Source organism: Kitasatospora sp. Root107 (assembly GCF_001424875.1).
Lineage (GTDB): Bacteria > Actinomycetota > Actinomycetes > Streptomycetales > Streptomycetaceae > Kitasatospora.
Map to the genome: position 1 here is coordinate 1 of NZ_LMCT01000069.1, position 1,535 is coordinate 1,535.

General features: G+C 66.4%; 1 protein-coding gene. It reads left to right on the top strand.

Annotated features, from left to right (window positions below; translation table 11 throughout):
* A partial coding sequence (locus tag ASC99_RS33430; RefSeq protein WP_057239239.1) for an arabinofuranosidase catalytic domain-containing protein occupies positions 1 to 1,067 on the top strand: 1,067 nt, incomplete at its 5' end.
* Positions 1,068 to 1,535 lie beyond the last annotated feature (468 nt).

Genomic DNA, 1,535 nt, shown 5'->3' on the forward strand with positions numbered 1-1,535 from the left:
CGGCCACCAACGACGGCGCCAACGTCGTGCAGTACAGCGACTGGGGCGGCACCAACCAGCAATGGCAACTCGTCAAGGTGGACGGGGGCACCGGCACCGGTCCGTGTGACATCTACGGCGCAGGTGGTACGCCCTGCGTGGCGGCGCACAGCACAACGCGCGCCCTCTACAGCGCCTACAACGGAGACCTGTATCAGGTCAGGCGCTCGGACAACACAACCCGCAACATCGGCGTACTGACCCCTGGCGGCGTCGCCAACGCGGCGGCCCAGGACTCGTTCTGCGCAAACACCACGTGTGTCATCACGGTCCTGTTCGATCAGTCCGGGCGTGGCAACGACCTGTGGTACCAGGGTTCCAGCGTGGTCCCGGGCTCACCCCAGACCCGCCCGGCCGTAGCGACCACCGAATCGCTGACGGTCGGTGGCAGCAAGGCCTACTCGCTGTACATCAACTCCGGGACCAGCTACTGGCGCGACGGCCACCTGACGGGTATCCCGACGGGCAGCGAACCCGAGGGCATGTACATGGTCACCAGCGGTACGCATGTCAACAGCGGCTGCTGCTTCGACTACGGCAACAGCGAAACCACCCGCAAGGCCGACGGGCCAGGTGCCATGGACGCCATCTACTTCGGGACGAGCTGCTGGTTCGGCGGCTGCTCCGGAACCGGGCCCTGGGTGCAGGCCGACCTCGAATGGGGCCTGTTCCCAGGTGGTGCCAGCACGTGGAACCCGAACCAGCAGGCGTTCAGCAGCAAGTTCGTCACGGCGACACTCAAGAACAACGGGACGTCGCGATTTGCGATCAAGGGCAGCAATGCCCAGGCCGGAAGCCTGAACACCCTGTGGGACGGCGCGCTTCCCAACGAGCCCAACGTATACAGCCCGATGAAGAAGCAAGGCGCCATCGTCCTGGGTAGTGGCGGCGACTGCTGCTCACCCGAGGTAGGCAATATCAACGACAGCGCGGGCACGTTCTACGAGGGTGCCATGGTCGCGGGCTACCCGTCGGATGCGACCGAAAATGCGGTCCAGGCGAACATCGCCGCCGCCGGCTACCGATGAACCGGACCCGGCCGCCGGCCTGACGGGTACAAGCGGTGCCGCCGCTCCAAGGCGGCGGCACCGCTTCGCCCAGATGTGCTGATAGACCCTGCGCAGGTTGAACCACGCGGAAGGGGGCGGGCGCGGACGTGCCTGACCCTTCCGCGTGGAGGGTCTTGGGGCGTCCTTCTGCACTGCGGCCATACCGGGCGCACCTGTGCGGAGGTGGACCCGACCATCACCGCCGCCAGCCGCACGGCCCACGACGTCGCCGTCATTTCGCTGGAACAGCGGCCGATGTTATCGCTAGCAGTGCACGTGGTGCGCTCAGCCGCACCGCCGGTTGGCTACTCGACACCTACGCTCTCACATATTCCTGCACGGCTCGCCTTCGGAAATGTTAGCGCTAACAGGACACCTCCCGGGCAGTTGTCCGTGCGCGGGTGTCGTCGGCGTCCGCGCCGATGCGGCCCGTCTCATGTCGGCGAT